The 2,837-nt window shown below is 61.7% G+C and carries 3 protein-coding genes; 1 reads left to right on the plus strand and 2 read right to left on the minus strand.

The features are described from left to right. Nucleotides 1–825 (plus strand): MFS transporter (locus tag WA989_RS11180; RefSeq protein ID WP_424340581.1); only part of this gene is annotated, 825 nt, incomplete at its 5' end. A 55-nt stretch (nt 826–880) separates the two neighbouring features. Here the strand turns inward: WA989_RS11180 and WA989_RS11185 are convergent. Together WA989_RS11185 and WA989_RS11190 are read right to left on the minus strand one after the other, a co-directional pair. Continuing rightward, nucleotides 881–1,588 (minus strand): DUF6445 family protein, encoded by a 708-nt coding sequence (locus tag WA989_RS11185; RefSeq protein WP_424340582.1) that lies wholly within the window; start codon nt 1,586–1,588, stop codon nt 881–883. Between the two features lie 68 nt (nt 1,589–1,656). Beyond that, nucleotides 1,657–2,837 (minus strand): glycoside hydrolase family 3 C-terminal domain-containing protein (locus tag WA989_RS11190; RefSeq protein WP_424340583.1); only part of this gene is annotated, 1,181 nt, incomplete at its 5' end.

Below are 2,837 nucleotides of genomic sequence, written 5' to 3' on the forward strand. Positions count from 1 at the left end.
CTCGTCGCCCTGCTGTTCATTCCAGAAAGCCCGCGCTTTCTTATGGTTCGCGGCAATTCGAGCGAGGCGCGCGGTGTGCTCGCCAAGCTGAGCGGTGAGCAACGGGCCGAAGAGAAAGTCGTCGAGATCGAGCGCTCGCTCGCGGCTGACCACAAGCCCCGCCTTGCCGATGTGCTCGCGCCGAAAGGTTTCCTGCGTCCGATCGTCTGGATCGGCATCGGCCTCGCCACCTTCCAGCAACTCGTCGGCATCAATGTCGTTTTCTATTACGGCGCCGTGCTCTGGCAGGCGGTCGGCTTTTCGGAAGGCGATGCCCTGCTGATCAACGTCATCTCGGGCGCTGTCTCAATTGCAGCCGTTGTCGTTGCGCTGGCCCTGATCGACCGGGTCGGGCGAAAACCGCTGCTTCTCGTCGGCTCGATCGGCATGGCGGTGACCCTGTCCATCCTGGTCTTCTGCTTCTCGCAGGCCCAACTGGTCGATGGCAGGGTCTCGCTGCCGGGCAATATCGGCCTGATCGCGCTGCTCGCGGCAAACGGCTATGTTATGTTCTTCAACAGCTCCTGGGGGCCGGTGATGTGGGTGTCGCTCGGGGAGATGTTCCCGAACCAGATTCGTGGGTCTGGCCTCGCCGTGGCGGGGTTCTTCCAGTGGACCACCAACTTCCTGATTACATGGACCTTCCCGATGATGCTGGGAAGCGCGGCGATCGGCCTGACGGGGGCCTATGGCTTCTATGCGTTGTTCGCCTTCATCTCGATCTTCTTCGTGTGGAAGGCCGTGCGCGAAACCAAGGGCATGGAGCTTGAGGAGATGACCAACTAGGTCACGCTCAACAGATAAAAATCGGTGCGGCGGGCCTTCAGGTCCGCCGCATTTTTTATGCGCGCTGCGGGCCTCGGCGAAAGAAGCTGTTCAGCGTCAGGCGCCCACGCGCCGGGTCATCGCTGAGGGGCATATCATCGGGGATCAACCCGGAGTGAAGCAGGTTTCCGCGATAGATGAGCATCCTGTTGAAGACGCAGTCGAACCGCGCGACCTCATCGTAATGGGCCGAGGCACCGGGATAGGTTTGCGGCGGCTCTCCCAACTCTGAGAGTTCGGTCTCAAGCGCGTCCGTATAGGTTTGGTGGGTCTCGTCCGACAGCGCCTCAAGCCCGGTCGCCTTGTGCCTGAAAAAGCCCGTGCCGCCTTTCTCGGGCCCGCAAAGATAATGCAGCACGGCAATCGTATCCGGGCTGGTACCGTCGATATGCGGCAGGCGCTGATAGCGCACCAGCTCTCCCGGCGGGGTCGTCACCAGAGAGAAGTCAGCTTCCATCGGCTGCATGCCCTCATTTTGCCAGCCAAACACCTTGCAGATAAGCTCGCCATAGGCGCGTCCGATGACGTCTGTATAGGCAGGCGGCGCCGGGGCGCGGATGCCCGGATAGAAAGGCCCGCACCTTGAAAAATTCAGCTGGCTCGCCGCGCCGATCAGTGTCTCCGCACCGGGCACCGCTTGCTCAATGACGAGCACCGGATGGGCGCCGCGCCCGATCCGATAAACCCTTGCTGACGGGGCCTGCTGGCCTGTGTTGCCTGCCATACTCATCCTTCAGCCGCGATCGGCGTCACGGGGAGAGTATGGCAACCAGACATGTGCGCGAAAGCCCCTTACTCCACAGTGAGCGTGACGCTCTGTGTCTCAGCAGAGCTTGGGCCGGCCATGATCTCGAACTCACCCGGCTCGACGATCCGCTCCATATCCTTGTTCCAGAACCGGAAGTCCTCTTCGCCGAGCGTGAAGCTTACCGTCTGCGTTTCGCCAGGCTGAAGCGTCACGCGCTCGAACCCGCGCAGCTCCTTCACCGGCCGGGTGACGGAGGCCACAAGGTCGCGGATGTAGAGCTGGACGACTTCGTCGCCTTCCCGCTCGCCTGTATTGGTCACGTCGACGCTGACGGTCACCTCGCCATCAGTTGCGATGGTCGAAGCTGACAGAGACGGCGCGCCAATCTCGAACGTCGTATAGGAGAGGCCAAAGCCGAACGGATAGAGCGGCTCCGTCGTATCGAAGAGATACCCGCGCAGGGCACTCGGCTTGTGATTGTAGACGAGCGGCAGCTGGCCGACATTTCTTGCGATCGTCACAGGCAGCTTGCCGCCGGGATTGTACGCCCCGAACAGAACGTCTGCCATGGCCGTGCCACCTTCCTGGCCGAGATACCAGCCCTCGACCAGCGCATTGGTCTTCTCGGCCACTTCATCGACACCGAGCGGCTTGCCATTGATCAGCACGGTCACGACAGGCTTGCCGAGCGCGAACATGGCGTCTGCCAGCTCCTGCTGCTCACCGACCAGTTCGATGTCGGTCCGGTCGCCAAGGTGCTGATTGTCCCAGCCTTCGCGGCTTGTGGCTTCGGTGCCGCCGATGACGAGGATGATTATGTCCGCGCCTTCGGCAACGGTCCTGGCCTCTTCGATCATGACGAGGTTGGCGTCGCGGTCGGCGAGAATGATCTCATTCTCCCACCAGTCGCCTTGGGAGGTGATCTCGACGCCCGGATGATGGACGACGTTCACGCCTTCACCGACTTCTTCCTTGATGCCGTCAAGCACGGTCAGGACACGCGTCGGCACATCGGAATAACCCCCGAGACGAACCGCATCGGCATTCGGACCAATCACAGCCAGCGTGCCAATCGACCCTGCATCAAGCGGCAGAGTCCCGTCATTCTTCAGCAGCACGATCGACTTGCGGGCCGCCTCTTCGGCGAGCGCGCGGGCTTCCTCATTGTCCGTGATTTCCTCGGCATAGGCGGCGTCCGCATAGGGATCCTCAAACATGCCAGAGA

This window comes from Henriciella sp. (assembly GCF_049649345.1).
Classification (GTDB): Bacteria; Pseudomonadota; Alphaproteobacteria; order Caulobacterales; family Hyphomonadaceae; genus Henriciella.

Bases quoted from the DNA above. Each gene is read 5' to 3' on its own strand.
- WA989_RS11185 (WP_424340582.1), bottom strand. From the start codon at position 1,588: ATGGCAGGCAACACAGGCCAGCAGGCCCCGTCAGCAAGGGTTTATCGG.